19 protein-coding genes and 3 pseudogenes are annotated in these 22,677 nt (G+C 64.7%); 13 read left to right on the forward strand and 9 right to left on the reverse strand.

Annotation, left to right across the window (positions count from 1 at the left end; all coding sequences use genetic code 11):
* Nucleotides 1–247: 247 nt before the first annotated feature.
* Genes APM_RS00545 through APM_RS00555 form a run of 3 tightly spaced genes read left to right on the forward strand, consistent with a single transcriptional unit; the run spans nucleotide 248 to nucleotide 1,195 of the window.
* Complete coding sequence (locus APM_RS00545; protein ID WP_013640323.1) at nucleotides 248–775, forward strand: LysR family transcriptional regulator; 528 nt, start codon at nucleotides 248–250, stop codon at nucleotides 773–775.
* 4 nt (nucleotides 776–779) lie between these two features.
* Nucleotides 780–1,004, forward strand: coding sequence for a transposase (locus APM_RS00550; protein WP_007421404.1), 225 nt, complete (start codon nucleotides 780–782; stop codon nucleotides 1,002–1,004).
* Entirely contained in the window at nucleotides 1,001–1,195 is a 195-nt protein-coding gene (locus APM_RS00555; RefSeq protein WP_007421405.1) for a transposase, read from the forward strand. The genes APM_RS00550 and APM_RS00555 overlap by 4 nt, the downstream gene beginning before the upstream one ends.
* Nucleotides 1,196–1,546: 351 nt before the next feature.
* On the opposite strand, the gene APM_RS00560 is transcribed toward APM_RS00555, so the two are convergent.
* Genes APM_RS00560 through APM_RS00575 form a run of 4 tightly spaced genes read right to left on the reverse strand, consistent with a single transcriptional unit; the run spans nucleotide 1,547 to nucleotide 5,617 of the window.
* Nucleotides 1,547–2,527 (reverse strand): D-2-hydroxyacid dehydrogenase family protein, encoded by a 981-nt coding sequence (locus APM_RS00560; protein ID WP_353850787.1) that lies wholly within the window; start codon nucleotides 2,525–2,527, stop codon nucleotides 1,547–1,549.
* Between the two features lie 29 nt (nucleotides 2,528–2,556).
* A complete protein-coding gene (locus tag APM_RS00565) occupies nucleotides 2,557–3,579 on the reverse strand; it encodes an amidohydrolase family protein (protein WP_007421407.1) in 1,023 nt (340 codons plus the stop codon).
* Nucleotides 3,580–3,605: 26 nt separating this feature from the next.
* The gene (locus tag APM_RS00570; protein ID WP_007421408.1) at nucleotides 3,606–4,910 is read right to left on the reverse strand and encodes an MFS transporter; all 1,305 of its coding nucleotides are present in this window, start codon (nucleotides 4,908–4,910) and stop codon (nucleotides 3,606–3,608) included.
* 26 nt (nucleotides 4,911–4,936) lie between these two features.
* Nucleotides 4,937–5,617, reverse strand: a complete 681-nt coding sequence (locus tag APM_RS00575) for an RraA family protein (RefSeq protein WP_007421409.1) — start codon at nucleotides 5,615–5,617, stop codon at nucleotides 4,937–4,939.
* Nucleotides 5,618–5,713: 96 nt separating this feature from the next.
* On the opposite strand from APM_RS00575, the gene APM_RS00580 reads away from it, so the two are divergent.
* The 3 genes and pseudogenes from APM_RS00580 (at nucleotide 5,714) to APM_RS00590 (ending at nucleotide 8,517) form a co-directional block, all read left to right on the forward strand.
* A complete protein-coding gene (locus APM_RS00580; protein ID WP_007421410.1) occupies nucleotides 5,714–6,622 on the forward strand; it encodes a LysR family transcriptional regulator in 909 nt (302 codons plus the stop codon).
* 230 nt (nucleotides 6,623–6,852) lie between these two features.
* Nucleotides 6,853–7,530: pseudogene (locus APM_RS20065) on the forward strand (IS6 family transposase); the annotation flags it as partial.
* A 120-nt stretch (nucleotides 7,531–7,650) separates the two neighbouring features.
* Entirely contained in the window at nucleotides 7,651–8,517 is an 867-nt protein-coding gene (locus tag APM_RS00590) for an amidohydrolase (RefSeq protein WP_013640326.1), read from the forward strand.
* Here APM_RS00590 and APM_RS00595 read toward each other — a convergent pair.
* Complete coding sequence (locus APM_RS00595; protein ID WP_007421412.1) at nucleotides 8,502–12,146, reverse strand: hydantoinase B/oxoprolinase family protein; 3,645 nt, start codon at nucleotides 12,144–12,146, stop codon at nucleotides 8,502–8,504. The genes APM_RS00590 and APM_RS00595 overlap by 16 nt on opposite strands.
* A gap of 116 nt (nucleotides 12,147–12,262) precedes the next feature.
* Between APM_RS00595 and APM_RS00600 the strand changes: the two genes are divergently transcribed.
* Both APM_RS00600 and APM_RS00605 read left to right on the forward strand, forming a co-directional pair.
* The gene (locus APM_RS00600) at nucleotides 12,263–12,817 is read left to right on the forward strand and encodes a winged helix DNA-binding protein (protein WP_241763081.1); all 555 of its coding nucleotides are present in this window, start codon (nucleotides 12,263–12,265) and stop codon (nucleotides 12,815–12,817) included.
* A gap of 34 nt (nucleotides 12,818–12,851) precedes the next feature.
* Complete coding sequence (locus APM_RS00605; RefSeq protein WP_007421414.1) at nucleotides 12,852–14,117, forward strand: MFS transporter; 1,266 nt, start codon at nucleotides 12,852–12,854, stop codon at nucleotides 14,115–14,117.
* Between the two features lie 200 nt (nucleotides 14,118–14,317).
* Here APM_RS00605 and APM_RS00610 read toward each other — a convergent pair.
* A pseudogene (locus APM_RS00610) lies at nucleotides 14,318–15,336 on the reverse strand (IS3 family transposase); the annotation flags it as partial.
* A gap of 192 nt (nucleotides 15,337–15,528) precedes the next feature.
* Between APM_RS00610 and APM_RS21245 the strand changes: the two are divergent.
* Nucleotides 15,529–15,957 (forward strand): hypothetical protein, encoded by a 429-nt coding sequence (locus tag APM_RS21245; protein WP_138919126.1) that lies wholly within the window; start codon nucleotides 15,529–15,531, stop codon nucleotides 15,955–15,957.
* Between the two features lie 23 nt (nucleotides 15,958–15,980).
* Here APM_RS21245 and APM_RS00625 read toward each other — a convergent pair whose 3' ends face one another.
* On the reverse strand, nucleotides 15,981–16,322 hold the full coding sequence (locus APM_RS00625; RefSeq protein ID WP_138919127.1) for a hypothetical protein: 342 nt from the start codon (nucleotides 16,320–16,322) through the stop codon (nucleotides 15,981–15,983).
* 133 nt (nucleotides 16,323–16,455) lie between these two features.
* Between APM_RS00625 and APM_RS21250 the strand changes: the two genes are divergently transcribed.
* Entirely contained in the window at nucleotides 16,456–16,740 is a 285-nt protein-coding gene (locus tag APM_RS21250) for a hypothetical protein (RefSeq protein ID WP_138919128.1), read from the forward strand.
* A gap of 333 nt (nucleotides 16,741–17,073) precedes the next feature.
* On the opposite strand, the pseudogene APM_RS22485 reads toward APM_RS21250, so the two are convergent.
* Both APM_RS22485 and APM_RS00635 read right to left on the reverse strand, forming a co-directional pair.
* Nucleotides 17,074–17,190 (reverse strand): annotated as a pseudogene (locus APM_RS22485) (IS3 family transposase); the annotation flags it as partial.
* 756 nt (nucleotides 17,191–17,946) lie between these two features.
* On the reverse strand, nucleotides 17,947–18,843 hold the full coding sequence (locus APM_RS00635) for a LuxR family transcriptional regulator (RefSeq protein WP_007421419.1): 897 nt from the start codon (nucleotides 18,841–18,843) through the stop codon (nucleotides 17,947–17,949).
* Nucleotides 18,844–19,032: 189 nt separating this feature from the next.
* On the opposite strand from APM_RS00635, the gene APM_RS00640 reads away from it, so the two are divergent.
* From APM_RS00640 to APM_RS00650, 3 genes are read left to right on the forward strand one after another with little or no spacing between them, the layout of a single operon-like run.
* Complete coding sequence (locus APM_RS00640; protein WP_035186525.1) at nucleotides 19,033–20,598, forward strand: APC family permease; 1,566 nt, start codon at nucleotides 19,033–19,035, stop codon at nucleotides 20,596–20,598.
* Nucleotides 20,599–20,641: 43 nt separating this feature from the next.
* A complete protein-coding gene (locus APM_RS00645; protein ID WP_240314230.1) occupies nucleotides 20,642–21,397 on the forward strand; it encodes an SDR family NAD(P)-dependent oxidoreductase in 756 nt (251 codons plus the stop codon).
* A 12-nt stretch (nucleotides 21,398–21,409) separates the two neighbouring features.
* On the forward strand, nucleotides 21,410–22,651 hold the full coding sequence (locus tag APM_RS00650) for a D-arabinono-1,4-lactone oxidase (RefSeq protein ID WP_039887380.1): 1,242 nt from the start codon (nucleotides 21,410–21,412) through the stop codon (nucleotides 22,649–22,651).
* The last annotated feature ends 26 nt before the right edge of the window (nucleotides 22,652–22,677 follow it).

A 22,677-nucleotide genomic window follows, 5' to 3' on the forward strand; every position in this document is an offset into this window, starting at 1 on the left:
GCCTTCGCATGCATTACGTCGAGAAAAGGTTGGGCATGGATCATGTTCATGATGAAACGCTCCTTGGCATGAACCGCAATATCGTCGGATTGCGGAGCCGCTTGAAGCGCCATTGGAGCCCAAATAGTGTTGACATCATGCCCACATCGTCACCCCTGACAATGACCCAGCTGCCATGCTTCCTGGCCGTCGCTGAGGCGGGGTCCTTCGCAGCGGCCGGGCGTTGCCTCGGCATGACGACCCCGACGTGCCCAAGACGATCAGCAGGCTTGAACAAGCACGGACAATACGGCTGCTTAACCGTTCCACCCATGCCGTCTCACTCACCGAGGATGGCGAGCGCCTGCTGCCACTGGCGGGGGAAGTCACGCGAGGGATAGAGAAGGCCGATGCTGCAATCAGTGTTGCGTCGAGGGATTGCGTCGCAGGCCGAGTACGCATCACGGCGCCGACGTCTATCCTCACGACCTGCCTGGTGCCGCTCCCGCAACACGCCCGAGACCAATTGCAGCAGACCGAACGCAATTTGCGCGGAAGCGACCGTATGGCCGATCTCGCGGATGAGGCAATTGATCTTACGATCCGCACCGGTCCGCTGGATGGCATTCCGGGCAACCGCGCCCAGGTCTTGTGCGAGTTTCCTTGGGTAACCTGCGTGGCGCCGAACGATCTCGCCCGTCGCGGCACCTCACAGGCACCCAACAATCTGGAGAGCTACGATCTCATCAGCTTGTCTGTCGTTAGAACATTTGGCGTAGATTTCGGCATAGATTAGCGGAGTGCGGGCCTCGTCTAGGGGTGGACGGACGACCAAGATCCACGCCGTCGCGGATGAGCAGGGGCGCATCGCCGCCGTCCTCCTGACGCCAGGACAGGCATCCGACATCAGCGGCACCCGAGCCCTTCTGCCCACCATGCCGCCGCCAGAAGACCCGATCGCCGCCAAAGCCTACGACGCCGATGACCTCCGCGCCTTCCTCACCCCCAAGGCACCAGGCCAGTGATCTCGCCGATGCCCAACCGCCGCGCCATACTGGCCTTCGACCCCGTCGCCTACAGAAAGCGCAATCTCATCGAGCGCGCCTTCTGTAGGCTCAAGGACTGGCGTGCCATCGCAACACGCTACGACAAAACCGCACGAAACTTCCTCGCGGGTATCTGTCTCGTCCTCGCCGTCACATCACGGATCAGTTGAGTTCAGAACCTAAACCGCGCCGCCACCTGCCGCGCCGACATCCCTTCCGGCGAAGCCTTCAGGACCCGGGGCCGCAGATCATCACTCAGTGCTCTCGCCATCATCCACCTCACTCAAAAATCAGCCAAACCAGCCCAAGTCACTTCACATTCGATTCATCGATCAACAGACGCGCTCTAGCTGTGGTCCTGAACGTTCCGCATCGTCGACACCATGGATCGTAAAGACGTTCTTCGACGCATCAATGGAAATGCGCTTTCAGGCATTGGACGATCTTTCCCCCATCCGCCGACTTTGTTTCGAGACCTCATCTTGGCACATGCGATGCTGACGGGTCTTCCGACCCAAAATCTAGGCGATAGGGTCGAGCCGGCGGACCGGCACGCCGTCGAGGAAGGCGAGGACGTTCTCGATCCCCTGGCGGTAGAAGGCACGGAACGTCTCCATCGTGCCGTAGCCGAGATGCGGCGAGAGCACGACATGTGGACAGGCGCGGAGCGGATGGCCTTGGGGCAGCGGCTCGCTGTCATAGACATCGAGGGCGGCTCGAATGCGGCCGGTGGACAGGGCGGCGACCAGCGCTGCCTCGTCGACCAGCGGGCCGCGCGCGGTGTTGACCAGCAGCGCTCCCGGCTTCATCGCGGCCAGCTCAGCGGCGCCGATGATGCCGCGGGTGCGCGCGGAGAGGACGAGGTGGAGGCTGACCACGTCGGCGGCGGCGAGCAATTCGTATTTCCCGACCCGGATGGCGCCGGCGGCGGCGGCGGCCTCGTCGGTCAGGTTCTGGCTCCAGGCGAGAATCTTCATGTCGAGGGCGACGGCGTAGCGGGCGAGGCGCGCGCCGAGGCGGCCGAGGCCGATGATTCCCAGCGTCTTGCCGGCAAGCTGGAATCCGGCCGGCACGCCCGCCTGGAAGCCGCCGGCGCGGATTGCCGCGTCGCCCGCCGGGAGCGAGCGGGCGGCGGCGATGATCAGACCGAGCGCGAGTTCGGCGGTCGCCTCGCCGGAATCGGCGCCGTCAGCATAGCAGATCGTGACGCCGCGGCGGGCGAGCTCGGCAAGGTCGAGCGTGGCGCCGCGCCGGCCGGTCATGGCGAAGAGCTTCAGGCGCGGCAGGCGCGCGATCAGGCTGGCCGGGAAGGCCGTGCGCTCGCGCATGACCATCAGCACGTCGAAGCCCGCGAGTTGACTGGCGGCGTCGTCCTCGCTGGCGAAGGGGGCGGAGAAGAACACCACCTCGGCGCGACACTCGAGCGCCGCCCAGTCGGCCGCCTCGCGGGCGAGGCCTTGCCAGTCGTCGAGGACCGCGACGCGGACCGGCATAGAACCCATTGTTTCCCCTTCCCTTTCCGCGCCGGCGCTCATGCGGCGGCCTGGCGCTCGATCTGCGCAGAGAGACGAGCATAGACCCGGCGGGCGTTGCCCTCATAGATCTGCTGGCGGTCGGACGCGGTGAGCCAGGGCACGGCCTCGATGTAGCGGCGGGTGTCATCGAAAGGGTGGCCAGTCTCGGGATCGACGCCGCGGACGGCGCCGAGGGTTTCCGAGGCGAAGAGAATGTTGTCGACCGGGATGACGCGCGCCAGCAGCTCGGTGCCGGGCTGATGGTAGACGCAGGTGTCGAAGAAGACGTTGCCGAGCAGCAGCTCGGGCAGCGGCGGGAGGCCCATGTCCTGCGCGAGGCCGCGATAGCGGCCCCAGTGATAGGGCACTGCGCCGCCGCCATGCGGGATGACGAATTTCAGCGTCGGGAAATCGCGGAACAGGTCGGAGGTGAGGAACTGCATGAAGGCCGACGTGTCGCCGTTGATGTAGTGCGCGCCGGTGGCGTGGAAGTTCGGGTTGCAGGACGAGCTGACATGCACCATCGCCGGCACGTTGAGCTCGACCATCTTCTCGTAGAGCGGATACCACCAGCGGTCGGTCAGCGGCGGGTCGGTCCAGTAGCCGCCGGAGGGGTCGGGGTTGAGGTTGCAGCCGACGAACCCGTATTCGGTGACGCAGCGCTCGAGCTCGGCGACACAATTCGCCGGCGAGACGCCCGGCGCCTGCGGAAGCTGGCAGACACCAACGAAGTTGCGCGGGAACAGGCGGCAGACGCGGTGGATCAGCGTGTTGCACAGATCCGCCCAGGCGGCGTTGCCGACGGCGTCGGCATCGTGGTGCGCCATGCTGGCGGCGCGCGGCGAGAAGATCGTCATGTCGACGCCGCGCGCGTTCTGCACGCGAAGTTGGCCGCCGATGATGGTGTCGCGGATCTCGTCGTCGGAGATGCGCGGGGCCGGGCCAGGGGGCGCGCCCGGCCCCGCCGCCACCTGCCGGCGCCGCCATTCCTCGTGCGCCGGAGGGGACGTGGTGTAGTGGCCGTGACAATCGATGATCATGGCGGGGCGGATCCTTTCGCTGGTGGTCAGGCTTCGCTCGCCGCCGCCGCGGGGCGCGGGGCGACCCGCATCGCGAAGGCGATGAGCGCGGCGATGATCAGGAAGGCGGCGAGCGCCAGCAGGGCGATCTCGAAACTGCCGGTCGTGCCCTTCACCCAGCCGATCATCCACGGCCCGATCAGGCCGCCGAACTGGGCGACGCTGTTGATGAAGGCAATGGCGGCGGCGCCGGCGGTGCCGGTCATCATCGCCGTGGCCATGCTCCAGAACAGCGGGTTGCCGGCGAAAATGCCGAAGCCGGCGACGCAGAGCAGCACGTAGGCGAGGATCGCGTTGGGGCAGACGGCGCTGAGGGCGAGCGCGACGGCGCCGAGCACGTAGACGGCGCCGAGATGCACCTTGCGGTCGCCGGTGCGGTCGGAACTGCGGCTGACGGCGATCTGGCCGACGACGCCGAGCGCCGGCGGGATGGCGGCGAGCAGGCCGACCTCGAACAGGCTCATGTGGCCCATCGCGTTGATGATCTGCGGCAGCCAGATGAGCAGGCCGTAGATGCCGACCAGCGCACAGCCGAACAGGATCGAGAGCGACCAGATCCGGCCGTCGGTGACGACATCCGCGAGGCGGAAGCGGCGGACACGCTCGGCGGCGGCGCGCTCCTCGTCGAGCTTGCGCTGGAGCCACTCGCGCTGCTCGGGGGCGAGCCAGCGCGCATCGGCCGGACGCTCGGTGAGCAGGAAAAGGAAGGCTAGGCCGAGCAGGATCGTCGGCAGGCCCTCGATGATGAACATCCACTGCCAGCCGTGCAGGCCGAAACCGCGATCGGTCATCGTGATCAGGAAGGCGGCCAGCGGACTGCCGAAGATGGCCGCGGCCTGGCCGGCGATGATGTAGCCGGCGATGGCGCGGGCGCGGTAGGACGCCGGGAACCATTGGGTGACATAGAGTGCGAAGCCCGGCAGCGCGCCGGCCTCAGCGACGCCGAGCAGGAAGCGCACCGCATCGAAACTGGTGGCGCCCTGGACGAAGGCCGTCAGCGTCGCCACCACGCCCCAGAAGACCAGGATCACGGGAATCCAGACCCGTGCGCCGATGCGGTCGAGCATCAGGTTGCTCGGCACGCCGAGCAGCATGTAGCCGAGAAAGAACACGCTGGCGCCGAAGCCGAAGACCGAGGGGGTCAGGCCGAGATCATGGTTCATCCGCAGCGCGGCGAAGCCGATATTGATGCGGTCGAGATAGTTCAGGAACATGCCCGTGAACAGCAGCGGGATCAGCCGCCAGTAGACGCGACGCATGGTCGCCGTCTCGAGATCTTCGCTCGATGACATCGTTTCCTCCTGATTGTGATGGTTTGTCAGCTGGCGTCGAACGCGCAGCCGAGGCGTTTGAGGGTTTCGTCGACCCAGGAGCGGTCCTGGCCGTGACCGGCACGGATGGCGGCGAGGATCTTGTCCTCGGCCGCCTGCTTGGCGGCAGCGGCGGCGCAGACCGCCTCGGCATGATCGAAGGGCACGGCGACCAGGCCGTCATCGTCGCCGAGCACGAGATCGCCGGGTTCGATGACCATGCCGTCGAGGGCGATGGCGACGTTGATCTCGCCCGGCCCGTCCTTGTAGGGGCCGCGATGGGCGACGCCGGCGGCGAAGACCGGGAAGCGGCCGGCGCGCAGGGCCGCGGAGTCGCGGATCACGCCGTTGATCACGATGCCGGCGACGCCGCGCGCGGCGGCGTGGCTCGCCATGATCTCGCCGATGATCGCGGTGGTGAGGTCGCCGCCGGCATCGACGACGATGACGTCGCCCGGCAGGGCGATGTCGATCGCCTTATGGACCATGAGATTGTCGCCTGGGCGCGTCTTGACCGTGAGCGCCGGGCCGGCGAGGACGCCGCCGCCATGCATCGGCCGCAGCCGCGCGCCGCCGCCGGCCATGCGGGCCATCACGTCGCTCACGTTCGCGGTCGGCAGGTCGTGGAACCGTGCCACCAGGTTGGCCGGCACACGGCGTTCGCGGCGATTGATCCTGAATCCCAGCATGCTGTCGTTCTCCCCATTTTGGGGCATACGACGCGATGCGACTTATAAAGTCCAATACGATCTTGACCGCCGACTTATCAGGAAAGAATATAAGTCATGGAACTTCGCCAGCTCCGCTATTTCGTCGCGGTCGCCGAGGAGCTGAGCTTCAGCCGCGCCGCGGAACGGCTGAATGTCAGCCAGCCGCCGCTCAGCATGCAGATCAAGGCACTGGAGGAGGAACTCGGCGCGACCCTGTTCAACCGGACGCGGCGGCGGGTAGAGATCACCCATGCCGGGGTGCTTCTGCTGGATTCCGCGCGCAAGGCGCTAGGCGAACTACGGCGCGCGGCGGAGGTGGTGGCGCTGTCGGCGAAGGGCGAGGCCGGGCTGATCCGGCTCGGTTTCACCGGCTCGGTGCCGATGCTGGACATGTTCCCCCGGCTGATGCGCGCCTTCCGCGACCGCTATCCGGAGATCGGGATCGAATTGCGGCACATGTCGACCGCTCAGCAACTCCAGGCGCTGCTCGACGAGGAGCTGGACATCGGCATCCTGCGGCCGCCCTATTACTTCCAGGCCGGGCCGGGGCTGGTCGCGCACCGGATCTGGCGCGACGAACTCGCTGTGTTCCTGCCGGCGGGGCACCGGCTCGCCGGGGCGGACGGGCCGCTTGAACTCGCTCGGCTGGGAAGCGAGACATTCGTCAGTGTTGCGCCCGATATCGGCTGCGGCATGTACGACCATTTCATGACGCTGTGCAGCGAGGCCGGGTTCGCGCCGCGGGTAGTGCAGCACGCGCGGGAACTCGGCTCGGTGCTCGGGCTGGTCGCCGCCGGGATCGGCATCGCGATCCTGCCGGAATGCTACGTGCGCATCGGCATTTCCGACGTGGCAAGCCGCAAGCTCGGCGAACCGGGGGCGGCGAGCGAACTGCTGCTCGCGGTCAAGCCACAGACGGCATCGCACCGGGTGCAGCGCTTCGTCGATATCGCGCGGGAGCAATGCGGGATGGATCTCGCATGAACCCAACGGAGGCGGAACTAAAATCCATGTGCAAATTTCATGGACAAGCCGAAAAACACGACTTAGCAAATTATAGAGTCAGAGGCTATTTCGGAATGAAATCGGAACGTTTTTGATTGAAAGTTGAATGGTTGGGCCATACGTGATTCCGGGTAGGTGTTCGCAGGGCATTGTCACGGTAATCGTGCCTGGCTCTGGCGGCGGAGCCTGAGGCGGGGAAGACTGGGGACATGAAGCGGTCATCCGATCCTCATTACCGCCACCGGTTCCCGGCTGAGGTCATCAACCATGCCGTCTGGCTCTATCATGTGTTCAGCCTCAGCCTGTGCTGGATGTTGAGCTGCTTCTGGCTGAGCGTGGCGTCACGGTCTCGTATGAGACCGTGCGGCGTTGGTGTCAGAAGTTTGGCGCCAGCTTCGCTCACGCTATGCGCCGACGGCGACCTCGTCCGAGCGACAAGTGGCATATGGATAAGATCTTTATCCGGATCCAAGGCGTTCAGCATTACGTGTGGCGTCCCGTCGATCATGATGGTGTCGTGCTGACATCCTCGTTCAGCTGCGGCGGGACGCCCGCGCTGCCAAGCGCTTCTTCAAAAAGTTGCTGAAGGGGTTGCAGTACGTGCCGAGGGTGATCGTCACCGACAACTGAAGAGCTACGGCGTGGCGCGCCGGTCACTGCTTCCCAATGTAGAGCACCGGCAAAGCCGGTATCTCAACAACCGCGCCGAGAATTCACATCGACCGACGCGACGACGAGAGCGGCAGATGCAGCGGTTCAAAGTACCGGATCAAGCGCAAAACTTTCATTCTGCGCACGCGTTCATCCACTGCCACTTCCATCCGCGGCGTCACCTCATGACCGCCACGGCATACCGTGCTCTCCGCTCTCAGGCCTTCGATATCTGGCGGCAGGACACGTGTGACATCACCTGTGCATCTCCATCCACTGCGGAGCTCTGCTGCCCGACCGGGGTTAACGTGACAATGCCGCTTGACGCGCCCCGGGGCGCAAGCGAGGATTCATCCATGGACGAACCAGGCCCTCTCTGCCCCCGCCCCGCCCCCTCCCCGCACGGTCCCGCGCGGTTCAGGGTGCCGCATGGCGCGGTCGATACGCATGCGCATGTCATCGGCGCGCCGCCGCAACACCCCTATGTCGCCGAACGGAGCTACACCCCGCCGCCGGCGACGCCGGAGGCCTATCTCGCGATGCTCGACGCCACCGGCATGACCCATGGCGTGCTGGTGCAGGTCAGCGTGCATGGCACCGACAACCGGCTGATGCTGGAGACCGTGGCGGCGCATCGCGCCCGCTTGCGGGGCATTGCGGTAAGCCCGCCCGACCTGCCGGCGCAGGCATGGCGGGCGATGGCGGAGGCAGGCGTCGTGGGGCTGCGGATCAACACGCTGTTCGGCGGCGGGGTCGGGTTCGACCAGCTCGACCGCTACGAGGCGATCTGCGCCGAGCATGGCTGGCACCTCCAGTTCCTGACCGATGTTCGCGCGCTCGGCGACCGCGCCGGCCGGCTGAGCCGCCTGCGCGTGCCGTTCGTGATCGACCACATGGGCCATTTCTCGGTTGCCGGGGATGCCGGGCGGCGGGGCTTCGACACCATGCTCGGCCTGGTGCGCGATGGCGGCTGGGTCAAACTCTCGGGTGCCTATCGGCTGGACGGGCCGCCTTATGCGCGGACCGTTGAGCTTGCCCGCGCGCTGGTCGGGGCAGCACCCGAGCGGTGCGTGTGGGGGTCGGACTGGCCCCATGTCGCGAACTGGGCGCATATGCCCAATGTCGGCGACCTGCTCGACCTGCTGGCGGACTGGGCGCCGGATGACGCGGTCCGGGACCGCATCCTCACCACCAACGCCCACCGGCTCTACGGGTTTCCGTAACCGCCGCCGCCGGGGGTTTCGATGACGACGGAATCGCCGGCGGTGATCGTCGCCTGGTCGCGGCCGCCCATGACCTCGATCCTGACCTCGCCCCCAACCTCCGCGCGCTCGACCCATTGCCGGCCGGCCGCGCCGGGAGCGCCGCCATCCATGCCGAAGGGCGGCACGGTGCGGCGCGAGGCGAGGATCGTCACGGTCATCGGTTCGAGAAAGCGCAGCCTGCGGCGCACGCCATCGCCGCCGCGATGCCGCCCGGCGCCGCCGGAGCCGCGCCTGATCTCGAAGGTTTCGACGCGCACCGGGTAGCGGAGTTCAAGCACCTCGGGATCGGTCATGCGCGTGTTGGTCATGTGGGTATGGACGGCGTCGCACCCGTCGAAATCCGGCCCGGCGCCGGCGCCGCCGCAGATGGTTTCGTAATATTGGTGGCGGGCGTTGCCGAAGAGCAGGTTGTTCATCGTCGCCTGCGCCGACGCGACGACGCCGAGCGCGCCGAGCAGCGCCGCCGTCACCGCCTGGCTGACCTCGGTGTTGCCGGCGACCACAGCCGCACCGGGTGCCGGGTTGAGGAAACTGCCGGCGGGGATGATGATGGTGAGCGGCCGGAGGCAGCCTTCGTTCAGCGGGATTTCATCGTCGACGAGGCAGCGGAACACGTAGAGGACGGCCGCGCGGGTGACGGCGGGCGGGGCGTTGAAATTGCCCTTGTGCTGCGGCGCGGTGCCGGTGAAATCGATGGTGGCGGTGCCGGCGGCGCGGTCGACCCTGATGGCGACCATGAGCCGCGCGCCATCGTCCATCGGGTAGTCCCAGCTGCCGTCGCGCAGCCGGCCGATGGCGCGGCGGACCGAGGCCTCGGCGTTGTTCATCACATGCGCGATATAGGCGGCGACGGTGGGCCAGCCATACTGGTCGACCATGGCCCGGAACGCGGCGATGCCCGCTTCGTTGGCGGCGAGCTGGGCCTTGAGATCGGCCACGCATTCATCGGGGTTGCGGGCCGGATAGGCGGCACCGGAGAGCACCGCGCGCAGCGCCTCTTCCTGGAACACGCCGGCATCGACCAGCTTCATGTCGTCGATCACCACGCCTTCCTCTTCCAGCGTGGTGACGAAGGGCGGCATCGACCCCGGGGTTCGGCCGCCGATATCGGCATGATGCCCGCGCGACGCCAGAAAGCCGCGCAGCGTGGTGCCCGCATCGTCGAAGATCGGGGTAATGACGGTGATGTCCGGCAGATGGGTGCCGCCGTCGAACGGGTTGTTCAGCGCGATGGCATCGCCGGGCCTGAGAGCCGCGCCGCGGCGGCGCAGCACGGTCCGCACGCTTTCGCCCATCGCGCCGAGATGCACCGGGACATGCGGCGCATTCGCCACGAGATTGCCCTCGGCGTCGAACAGCGCGCAGGAGAAATCGAGCCTCTCCTTGATGTTCACGCTGCTTGCGGTGTTGCGCAGCACCGCACCGGCCTGCTCGGCGACGGCCATGAACAGGTTGTTGAACAGTTCGAGGCGCACCGGATCGAGGCTGGCGTCATCGGCGCTGGCGGCAGTCCTGATTGCGGCGCGGTGCGTGATGAGCAGGTGGTTGTGCGGGGTGATTTCGGCGCGCCAGCCGGGTTCGACGATGGTGGTGGCGTTGGCCTCGCGCAGCATTGCCGGGCCGTCCACCGTATCGCCGGCGAACAGGGCCTCGCGGTCGAAGACCGGGGCGTCGTGCCAGGTGCCGCGGCTGTAGAGGCGGATATGGTCGATCGGCTCCGGCCGGCCGGACGCGCGGGCGGGCAGCATCTGCTCTGTCACCTTCTCGCCCGGCGCCACGGCCTCGACCTCGACGCTCTCGACGATCAGCGCGCGGTCCACCGCGACGAAGCCGAACAGGCGGCGATGCGCGGCCTCGAACGCGGCGCGCATGGCAGGTGCATCGTCCAGCGTCACCGGCAGGGGCGTGTCGGTGCCGGCATAGCGCAGCTGGGCGCGGCGCAGCGTCCGCACGACGCCGGGATCGACCCCCTGCTCGGCCAGGGCGGTGGCGGCGGCGCGGGCGAGGCCGGCGGCCACCTCCTCGATCGACGCCACGGAATCGGCGCTCAGCTCGCGTTCCACCGCCTGCTCGCGCAGCACGATCTGGTCAGCCAGACCCATGCCATAGGCCGACAGCACGCCGGCGAGCGGGTGGATCAGGATGGTCCGCATGCCCAGCGCCTCGGCGACGAGGCAGGCGTGCTGACCGCCGGCGCCGCCGAAACAGGCGAGCGCGAACGCCGCCGGGTCGCGCCCCTTCTGGATCGAGATCTGCTTGATGGCCTGCGCCATATGCGCGACGGCGATGCTGATGAACCCCTCGGCGATGCGCTCCGGCGTCTGCGCGGTGCCGGTTGCGGCGGCGACTTCGGCGGCGAGCTCAGTGAATTTCTGCTGCACCACCGCGGCATCCAGCGCCTCGTCATGGGTGGGGCCGAAAATCTTCGGGAAGTGATGCGGCGCCAGCTTGCCGAGGAAGAGATTGGCGTCGGTCACGGTCAGCGGGCCGCCCAGCCGGTAGCAGGCGGGGCCGGGATTCGCCCCGGCACTGTCGGGCCCGACGCGCAGACGGGCGCCATCGAAGCCGAGAACCGAGCCGCCGCCGGCGGCGACAGTGTTGATCGACAGCATCGGCACCCGCAGCCGCACGCCGGCGATTTCGGTCTCGAGGCTTCGCTCGTAGGCGCGGTCATGAATCGCGACATCGGTGGAGGTGCCACCCATGTCGAACCCGATGATGCGGTCTATCCCGGCCATCTGCGCGGTGCGGACGGCACCGACGATGCCGCCCGCCGGGCCGGAGAGGATCGCATCCTTGCCGGTGAAGTGGTGCGCCTCGGCGAGGCCGCCATGCGACTGCATGAAGAACAGCCGCGCGCCCGGCAGGCCGGCGGCGACACGATCGACATAGCGGCGCAGGACGGGAGAGAGATAGGCATCCGCCACCGTGGTGTCGCCGCGCGGGACCAGCCGGAGCACCGGGCTGACCGCATGGCTCGCGGAGATCTGGCGAAAGCCGAGATCGGCGGCGAGTTGCGCCAGCCGCAGCTCATGCGCCGGATGGCGCCACGCGTGCATCCGCGCGATGGCGACGCTCTCGATCCCCGCCGCCCGCGCGCCGGTCAGGGCCGCGATCGCCGCCGCTTCGTCGAGCGTCTCGATCTCGGCGCCATCGGCGCCGATGCGCCCGCCGATTTCGGCCACGCGCTCGTAGAGCATGCTCGGCAGCCGGATGTCGAACGCGAAGAGGTCGGGCCGCGCCTGGGTGCCGATCCGCAACACATCGCCCAAGCCCCGATCGGTCAGCAGCAGCACCCGCGCGCCCTTGCGCTCGAGCAGCGCGTTGGTGGCGACGGTGGTGCCCATCTTGACCGCCTCGATCGCATCCACCGGCATCGGATCGTCCTGCCCGAGGCCAAGGCAGATGCGGATTCCGGCGATCGCCGCGTCATCATAGCTGCCGGGGTTTTCGGACAGCAGCTTGAGCGTCCGCCGCGCGCCGTCCGGCGCGATCGCCACGATGTCGGTGAAGGTGCCGCCGCGGTCGATCCAGAATCGCCAGCGGGGCGCGGGTTCGGATGAAGCGGTCGCCGGGCCGGTCTGCATGCGGGTTCCTCCCCTGCCTGGCGCAAGCAGCGAGCGATGGCGCCATTGAAATTTTTTATTGACGATTTATCGACAAATTGTCAATGTCGGGCTGCAATAAAATCGAGGAGGCGGCCTTGGCGGCAAAACCCGGACGCAACGTGGCGCAGAAACCCGCAAGCAAGGCGGCGGGAGAGCCCGTGGTGTCTTCCGCGCATCTGGCGGCGGGGCGATCGCCCGGATTGTCGGCGGTGGAATTCAGCCTCAACCTCGCGACGATGGCCTATCAGCGCTGGATGGTGCGCTGCATGGCGGCGGCCGGGCTGCCGGGGCTTTCGCCGCTCGAAGTGCTGATCCTGCACACCGTCCGCCATCGCGACCGGCCGAAGCAGATCGCCGACATCATGCTCGTGCTTGACATCGAGGAGACGCATCTCGTCACCTACGCGCTGCGCAAGCTGGCGGCGGCCGGGCTGATCGAGGTCGAGCGCGCGGGCAAGGAAAAGCGCGTGAGCGCCAGCGCCGCCGGCATCGCGCTCTGCGCCCGCTACGGCGAGATCCGCGAGCGCCTGCTGGTCGAGGCGGCCGCCGCGACCGGACCTGGCGAGGCGGCACTCGAAGATGTAGCAACCGTTCTCCGCGCCCTCTCCGGCATCTATAACCAAGCGGCGCGGGCGGCCGCGACATTCTGACAACGCAACAATCCAGCAACAGGGGGAAATGGCAATGGCGAGCGAGACAAGCGTGGAGGAGGCCGCGACGCGCGGCGGGCTCGGCGCATTTTTCAAGGAGATGAACCCGGCGGAGTGGCGCACCTTCCGCGCCTGCGCCGGCGGCTGGGGCCTCGACGGGATGGATTTCATGATCTACCCGCTGGTGATCGGCACGATCATGCATCAATGGTCGGTAGCGCCCGGCCCGGCCGGGCTGGCGGCGACGCTGACCCTGCTGGCCTCCGCCGTCGGCGGCTGGATTGCCGGCTACGTGTCCGACCGTATTGGTCGGGTGAGAGTGCTGCAGATCACCATCCTGTGGTTCTCCGCCTTCAGCCTACTCTCTGCCCTTGCGCAGAATTTCGACCAGCTCGTCATCACCCGCACCCTGCTCGGCTTCGGCTTCGGCGGCGAGTGGGCGGCCGGCGCCATCCTGATGGGCGAGGTCATCCGCCCGGCCTATCGCGGGCGCGCGGTGGGGTCGGTGCAATCAGCCTGGGCGGTGGGCTGGGGGCTTGCCGTGCTGTCGCAGGCGATCGTGTTTTCGCTGGCCCCCGCGGCGATTGCCTGGCGGGTGATGTTCGCGATCGGCGCGTTGCCGGCGCTGCTGGTACTCTATCTACGGCGCAACGTCGCCGAGCCGGCGATCGCCATCGCCGCGCGGCGGAACGCCTCGCCCGGGCTGCTGGCGATCTTCGGGCGCGAAACCCTTCTCGTCACCATTCTCGGCGCGCTGCTCTCCACGGGTGCGCAGGGCGGCTACTACGCCATCACCTTCTGGATGCCGACCTTCCTGAAGGTGGATCGGCATCTGAGCATCGTCGGCAGCACGCCCTATCTCGCGGTACTGATTCTCGGCAGCTTCGCCGGCTACCTCACGGGGGCATGGCTGTCCGACCGGCTGGGGCGGCGCATGCTGTTCTTGATCTTCTCGGCGGGCGCGATCATCACTATCGTCACCTACACCCAGATTGACATCCCCAACGATGCGATGCTGATCCTCGGCTTTCCCGTCGGCTTCTTCGCCAGCGGCTATTTCTCGGGCATGGGCCCGTTCCTGACCGAGCTGTTCCCGACCCGCCTGCGCGGCTCGGGCCAGGGATTCTGCTACAATTTCGGCCGCGGCCTCGGCGCGCTGTTTCCGGCGTTGATCGGCTTTCTCACCAAATCGGTTGGGTATGGCAACGCCATCGCGATCTTTGCGGTTGCAGCCTATACCCTGTTCTTCCTCGCGGCTCTCGCCCTGCCGGAGACGCGGGGACGCGTGCTGACCGCGTAAGGCGGCGCAGGACAGGCCGAGCGCAAGCCGCGCGCGCCCGCAAGGGCGCGCGATGGTTACACGACGAGGCCGCTTTCCGCGTCGAGCAGGTGGATCCGCGCCATGTCCGGCGCGAGCGGGACGATGCCGCCCACCGAAGCCGGCGCGTGCGGATCCACCCGGGCGCATGACCGGCCCCACTGCGTGGTCCGGGTCGAAAGTTAGTGCAATTTCACCTCTGGCGCTGGGGACCGGTATCCGAGCGCACTGTGCGGCCTGACGATGTTGTAGTGCCACCGCCAAGCGTCGATCAGGACCTTCGCTTTCACCAGTGTGTAGAAGATCTCCCCGTTGAGCAGCTTATCACGCAGCGAGCCATTGAAGGATTCGCAGTATCCGTCTTCCCATGGCGAACCTGGCGTGATGTAGAGCGTCTTCACACTGGCCTTCCCGAGCCATTGCCGCACCGCCCGGGCGATGAATTCGGGACCATTATCCGACCGTATATGCGCCGGCGGCCCGCTGGTGACGAACAAATCGGCCAGGGTACCCAGCACATCCTCGCTCCTGAGCCGTCGCGCGACCGGCAGGGCCAGGCAGTCCCGGCTGGCATCGTCGATGATCGACAGGATCCGGAACTTGCGGCCATCGTGGGTCCGTCCCTCGACGAAGTCGTAGGCCACACATGGCCGGGATACTCAGGCCGCAGCCGGATACACGATCCGTCATTGAGCCACAGGCGTGAGCGCTTCGGTTGCCTGTGCGGCACCTTGAGACACTCGCGCCGCCAGATCCGCTCGACCCGCTTGCGGTTCACATGCCATCCCGCATCTTGCAGCAAGGCCGTCACCCGCCGATAGAAGTAACGACCATATTGCCGGGCCAGGGCGATGATGTCCCCGGTCAGGGTCGCCTCGTCATCCGCCCCGCGTGGCTACCTTGCGCTGCATCGATCGGTGCTGCCCGAGCACACGGCACACCCGCCGCTCGGAGACAGACATCGTTCCTCTGATGTGATCGATACAGCGCCGGCGCCGCGCGGGGCTCAGAAGTTTCCCCGTGCCGCCTCCGTCAGGATCGCCTTGTCCAGCGACAGTTCGGCCACCAGATGCTTCAGCAGGGCGTTCTCCCGCTCCAGTTCCTTCATGCGCCGCGCCTGGTCCATCTTCAGGCCGCCATACTCCTTGCGCCACCGATAATAGCTCTGCTCGGTGACACCGATCCGACGGCACGCATCCGCAAAGGGCGACCTTACAGGTGGCCAGTTTTTACACCGCCACGCAGCGCAAAATGCCGCCGCTACGTGGCCTACTTCTCTACCGCCACGTACAGCGTCGTACTGTGTGTCTTCTCCTTCGGATTGCCTCACGTCCGATCGGCCCCACCGAACTCCCAAAGCGGCGCCTCACCGAAGATAATCTCGCTGAAGCACATGCCCGAACCAGCGATGCCGCGCCCCGCGGACCACTCCGTACACCCCGAAAAACAAACCGATCAGCGAAAGGATAGCGGCCAAACCGCTGTCGAACTCCTGATGATCTGGATTATAGAAGCCGTAATGAAACATTGCTCGCAGCGCCACCAGAAACACGATGATCTGAAGGGGCAGCGTGATGATCGTCCATCATTTCAGGATGGGAATTACGATCATGTGCTTTCGAAGCGCCCCGAAATAGGCGAAGACCATGGCCAGAATACCGCCGCTGACACAGCCGATGGTTATAAGGTCGCCGTCAAAATGGATGCTGCCGCGAAAAATCAGAATCGATCCTGTCATGAACGTGAACGCGGAACACGCGACGGCAAAGAACAGATATCCTCCGAACAAGCGTGCCTCCCACTGCCGCTCTCCGAACGATGAAGCCGGGCCAGGCCGAGGATCTCTCATCGTTCGGCCTTTTTCGACCTGACATGCGTCCCGCCGATCAGATGCATGGTGATCCGTACCGAGCTGTGTATCCTTACCTTCGGATCGCCGTGCATCCGGTCAGCTCCGCTGAACCGTTCCGCCGCATAGGGTGTGGATAGCTGCGGCGCCACACCTGCGGCAATCCGCCCGGCACCCGAATAAAGCCACATGCCAATCGCGTCGACATCGCCCATGACACCGTCCTTTATGTCGTGCCAGTTGACCACGTCATTGACCAGCGACAGGCCGTCACCGGGCGCGCTCATCAGCCTCAGCCGGTTGAAATCCCGCCTGACCTCGACCAGAGACTCTCGCATTTCGTGAACGCTCCTTTTCAGGAACGCACAGGAATCGCGAAGTGCCGCACCGCCCTCGGCGCCGATAAACGCTTCGGCCACCCGCGGGCAAAGCAATCACCGGTCCCCACGTCTCGATGGGATTATAGAGTGCATGACTCTTGACTGGCTGTTCAGCACGATTACCGCCGGTCAATCTATCTCTGGCTTCCGGTATTGTCATGGCCCCGTCTGCAGCCAGAAAGGCAATCGCATCCAATGCCTCCACGCCCAGAAACGTGATCAGGCATATGGCTCCCGCCCCGACGGCGATATCCGCAACCACTCCCACCACAACAGCAATCGCCGTAGTAAAGGCCTCGAGCGCCATACAGGCAACCACGGTGTCGGTTGTATCCACCAGGCCATCGAGCCGATCGACGGCGTTTTCCGGGCGTGACCGACCTCCTCCACCATCATTTCTGAATAGCAGCTAGGATGGGGCAACGCTGGCTGGAGCATGGTGCACGCATCGCCTTCCTGCCAGACGATTCCCATTTTTGTCGTGCGGGCAAAGCCAAATTTCTTCCGAATAAGAGCGTTGATCCCGTTCTTTGCCTCTACCGAATTACGAAACGGTCCATAGGAAATCACACTACCCTTCCGCCGGACGTCCGGCGCGGCTACCGAGTCCGACTGAGCTGCTGCCGATTTTATGGGCAATAAATTTGCATAGCCTGGGCCTTAAACTCCATGAGGGTGACATAGCCGATCTCGATGAAGAAGTATTGCCGCGGCGCCAGACGGCCATCCTCAACGCATCTATGACCAGCGCAGCGTCGCGCTCTGTCTTCATCGACCAGCCGATGATGCGTCTGGAGAAGAGACAATGAACCACGGCCACGTACAGTCATCCTGCGGTGGCCCAAATATAAATGAAGCGGACCTGCCATTTTTAGGTTGGCCGGGCGGCGGAGAACTCCCGATCAAGGATGTTGTCGGGATCATCGCGCGCTCGCCTTTGTCCTTCGCCTAGGCGCGGCGCTTCGGGCGCGCCGGGAAGCCGTTCTCGAGCATCAGCCGCTCAACACGGTGCTGGCCGCAGACCAGGCCCTCTTCACGTACATCACTCCACGCGCACCATAGGACCTGTCACCGGCCTTGACGCTCATGCCCATCGCCAACGAGAGTTTCTCGTCGTGCTCGGCAGCATACGAGCATCAACTCTCGGTGGTTTCATATCCCCGCAACCACCTTAACTTGCTCCTGAATACAGCCCTCCCGTAAAGTATCCGCCGCACGCTCTTTGCCACACAGCCGCCACTCCGATTCAGGCAGGCGCTTGAATGCGTTCGGCCAAACTTCAACTCTGGCCACTCATCGGGGGCGGGCCAATCCATAGTTCCTGCATGATTTATGCGTATGCCCGGGTCTCCACCGATGGGCAGAGCGTGGTCGCCCAGGTCACCCATCTGAAAGCCGCCGGCGGCGGGAAGGTCTTCTAGGAAACTGCTAGCGACGCGACGCCAGGACCGACGGCGTCCAGCTCCGCAAGGTGATCGACGGGCTGGAGGCCGATGATACCATCAATGGTCACCCGGCTCGACCGCCTGGTCCGCTCAACCCGATATCCTCTACGCACTTGGAGCCCCACTTGCCGGATCGCTCATCTCCGAAAACTCGTCGCCGGCGGGCAGTCGGATCGCCCAGAAATGGAATCCGGACATGACCGCTCATCGCCGAATAAGCTCTTGATGAAACAGCCAAACAATTCACTTTGGCTCGAAATTCCGAGCCGCCGATAGATATTTTTCCGATGAATTTTGACGGTGCCTTCGGTGCTGCCAATAATTGTGCTGATCGAGAGCGTGCTGTGGCCGCGCAGGATGAGCTGGACGATCCGGCGCTGTTGATAAGTCAGATAATCCTGCGCGAATCGAGCGAAAGCCGCTTCCAGGCCGCCGCCGGGTGGGCTTACCGGAGCGCTGCTGTCGAGTTGCCGCCAATGGCTGCGCAGCGCCTCGCGTACTATAGGTTCAAACGCGCGCAGACGGCTCATTTCGCCCTCGTTGAATGGCGGCCGCCCCGTTTTGCGCATCAGCGAATAGGCGGCGGTGAAGCCACAGGGCAGCGGCACCAGAAATCCGATTTCCTCGACCAAAGACCCCGGTTCGAGCGAAATACAAGGGTGGACCTCGGACGAACCGTAAAAATCCGACTGGAAAAAATCATCTGGTGCGAGTTCGCGCATCCGCCACAGTCCGGGTGAATGACCGTGTACGCTCGCGGTATAGAACGGATCAAGCAGATAGGCGCCGCGCAGGTAGGCATCGAGCGCCTCGTGTGTCGCGTGTGCACCATAGCCATTGTGTAGCAGGCGCGGACATTCGCCGTAGGGATAGCCGAAGACTACGGAGAGATCGAAATCCGCGATAGATTTCAGCACCTGATCAAGCGTGAGCAGCAAATCTGGCGTCCCGATTCGCCCAATTACAGCTGCGATCATGTCAGCTTCGCGTGCCACCGGCATATTAGCGGCCGGTTCATCTGGATATCCGGTCATCCGTCACTCCTAGATCCCTGCAGCCCTCGTATCCCTTTCGGGATATAGCGAGTTTTATCCGGCGACGTCACAAATTCATCATATCATAACCCGCCTCTCAAAGAGCGGAAGATCGTCAGGAGCGAGGCGCGCTTAGGGGTGCTCACGTCAGCTTACCCGGTGCCTTCATCGAATTTTGGGAGACCGATCATGTCCGAACGACCCGATGATATCCGCGTACTCGATCAAGATACAGCGACGCTGCACCAAATGGGTTATGCTCAAGAACTTGCCCGCCGAATGCGGACGTTCCAAAACTTCGCGATATCTTTCTCGATTATTTGTATCGTCTCCGGCGGCATCAACTCGTTCAGCCAAGGCATTGCAAGCGTGGGCGGCGCCTCGATAGGTATCGGCTGGCCACTCTCCTGCCTATTCTCGCTGTTTTTCGCGATTGCGATGGGGCAGATCGGCTCGGCCTATCCGACGGCGGGTGGGTTGTATCACTGGGGTTCGCTGCTCGGCGGTCGGTTTCTTGGCTGGATAACCGCCTGGTTCAATCTGATCGGGCTGATCACCGTGCTTGCAGCCATCAATGTCGGCACTTATTTGTTTTTGCTGGGGGCGCTCGCGCCGGCGCTGGGGATCGACACCGCCGCCCTCACACCCAGCATCCCGACCGGCTACAGTATCCTGACCCAGACAATAATCGTCGGCTGCATCACGCTAAGCCAAGGATTAGTCAACCATCTCGGGATCAGGCTCACCTCGAAACTAACCGATTTTTCTGGCTATCTGATTTTTGGCAGCGCTATTGCGCTCACCGTCGCCTTGCTCGCCTATGCGCCGCATCTCGACCTTTCGCGACTCTGGACCTTCGCGAACTACAGCGGCAAGGCCGGCGGCGGTACCTGGCCGCACACCGGCAACCTCACCTATCTGTTCCTGCTTGGCCTCCTATTGCCGGCTTACACCGTTACTGGATTCGACGCTTCGGCACACACTGCCGAGGAAACCATTAACGCCGCTCGCTCGATTCCACGGGGCATGATCCATTCCGTGGTCTGGTCCGGCTTATTCGGCTGGGTCATGCTCTCGGCTGTGATTCTTGCGGTGCCGAACATGGACAAGGCCGCGGCACAAGGCGGTAACGCGTTTTTCTGGATCATGGATCACGCGATCCCGGTCGGGCTGAAGTTGCCGCTTTATATCGCTATTGCGATTGCACAGTACCTCTGCGGTCTCGCTACCGTCACCTCTGCAAGTCGCATGGTCTTTGCCTTTTCGCGTGACGGCGGGCTGCCCGGTTCACGCTATCTGCGCAAAGTGAGCCACAGTTTCCGTACACCGATGATTGCGATTTGGGTGGTCTCTTTGCTCTCGATCGGCTTCACGGTCTATGCACCGGTCTACACCACGATCGCGGCGGTCTGCGTGATCTTCCTCTATATTTCCTATCTACTGCCAATAGTCGCGGGACTGATCGCCTACCGGCGCAGCTGGACGCAGATGGGGCCGTTCGATGTCGGGCCGCTCTATCCGGTGTTCGCAGTGCTCGCAATCATCGGTGCTGCCGTGCTGCTCTATGTCGGTGTGCAGCCACCGAACAATCAGGCGCTGACCGTAACCCTTGGCGTGCTGGCGCTGACCACCGTTATCTGGTTCGGCTTCGAGCGCAAACGCTTTCAGGGACCGCCGATCAGCCGCGAGCAGATCGCCGAGCGTGCCCAGCTGATCACGCTGGAAGAACAAGCACTGGAAGGGAGCGGAGACTGAACATGCCGACACTGACGAAAGGGTGGATGCTATGAGCGGGCGGTTGGCTGGTAAGATCGCGGTCGTCAGTGGCGGTGCAGGAGGTTGCGGGCGGGCGGCATCGGTGCTGTTCGCCAGCGAAGGGGCGAAGATCGGCATCGTCGATCTGCCAGGCAGCGACGGCGAAGCCTTGGCCACAACACTGCGCGAGGCGGGGCATGAAGCGGTGTTCGCCGCCGCCGACGTGTCGGATGAAGCCGCAGTTACAGCCGCCGTTGGCACGGTGAGCGACGCTCTTGGGCCAATCACCGTGCTGTTCAACCACGCCGGTACCCTGATCGTTAAGCCGTTTCTCGACACTACGGCCGAAGAATGGGACCGGCTGATGGCGATCAACGTGCGCAGCATGTTCCTGATGACCCGTGCGGTGCTGCCGCAGATGATCGCGGCGGGCGGGGGTAGCATCGTTTGCACCTCCTCGATCTCGGCGGTCGCGGCGACGCCGGGCGAGGTGCTCTACGATACCACCAAGGGTGCCTGTCACATGTTCGCTCGCGCGATTGCGGTGGAATATCGCGACCGCAACATCCGCTGCAACGCGGTTTGCCCCGGTTTCATTCGAACAGCTCATGGCGAACGGGAACTTGATCTGCTTTCCGGCATCGGCGTCGATGTTTCTGAGGCGGCGATCGCGGCGCAGCAAGGGCGGATGTGCCGACCGGAGGAGGTCGCGCAAGCCGCCTTGTTCCTTGTTGGCCCTGAGGCGAGCTTCATTAGCGGCGCCCATCTGTTCGTCGACAATTGTTTTACCTCGATCTGAGCGAAGGTGTTCATGTCAGCGTTCGAAAAAGGTGGTCTCTGGAGAAACTGGGTCGGCAACCAATCCTGTGTGCCGCTCTATAAGGGGGCTCCCGCTAGCGAGGCCGAACTGGCCGAAATGATGGCCCGAGCCCATGCGCAGGGTTTGAACATCCGCTGCGCTGGCTCGGGTCATTCCTTCACTCCTATCGTCGCAACCGGCGGGCTGCTGCTCACCCTCGCCGGCATGACTGGCATCCGAACCATCGATACCGAACGCCAGCGCGTCACGGTGAGCGCCGGCACGCGGATCAGCGAGGTGGGTCGGGCGCTCAAGGCGGCCGGGCTGTCGCTGGTCAACCAGGGTGATATTGACACCCAAGCGGTGGCCGGCGCGCTCTGCACCGGCACCCACGGCACTGGGGCACGTCTGTCGAATATGGCCTCGCAGATTGTCGCCATGCGGCTGGTGCAGCCGGATGGTGCTATCCTCACCGTAGATGAACGTGACATGGGCATGCTGCACGCATCGCGGGTCGCGGTCGGCACGCTCGGAGTGATTTCGGAAATCACCCTGCAAGCGATGCCGGCCTACAATCTGCACGAAAGGCTCTGGCGCGACGATTTCGAAACTTGCATGGAGCGCTACGATGAACTCGCCGCCACCCATCGCCATTTCGGCTTCTTCTGGTGCCCGGTGCCGGAAAGCCGCCACCTCTACTGCCTCCCTGACACCGCGGCAGTTTCCAGCACGAATAAGACTGCCGATGTCTGCGAGATGAAAGTGATGGACATTACCGAGGCCCCGCCGACGGAGGGTGCGTTCGAGCGCATCGCCTATAGCTCGGATATCTATCCGATCGAATACGTACCGAACTTCCACGAACTTGAATACGCAGTGCCGGCCGAACACGGGAAGGATGCCCTGCGTGATGTACGCGAGCTGATGCTGACCAAACACACAAACTGCATCTACCCGATCGAGTTTCGCTTCACCGCGGGCGATCCGGCGTGGATGAGCCCGTTCCATCAGCAGGACAGCGTTACTTTGTCGGTCTCCGGAGGGCCAGGGATCGATTACTGGGACTATCTGCGCGATGTCGACGCGATTTTACGCCGCTACAATTCGCGACCGCACTGGGGCAAGATGCACTTCCTTGATGCCGAGGACGTCACCGCCCTCTACCCCAAGGCCGAAGATTTCCGCGCACTCCGCCGTCAGATGGATCCGGGTGGTGTATTCCTGAATGATCATCTGCGCGCACTGTTCGGCTGAGCGACGAGGCCGACACCCAGCAGATC

The organism is Acidiphilium sp. PM, assembly GCF_000219295.1.
GTDB lineage: Bacteria > Pseudomonadota > Alphaproteobacteria > Acetobacterales > Acetobacteraceae > Acidiphilium > Acidiphilium multivorum.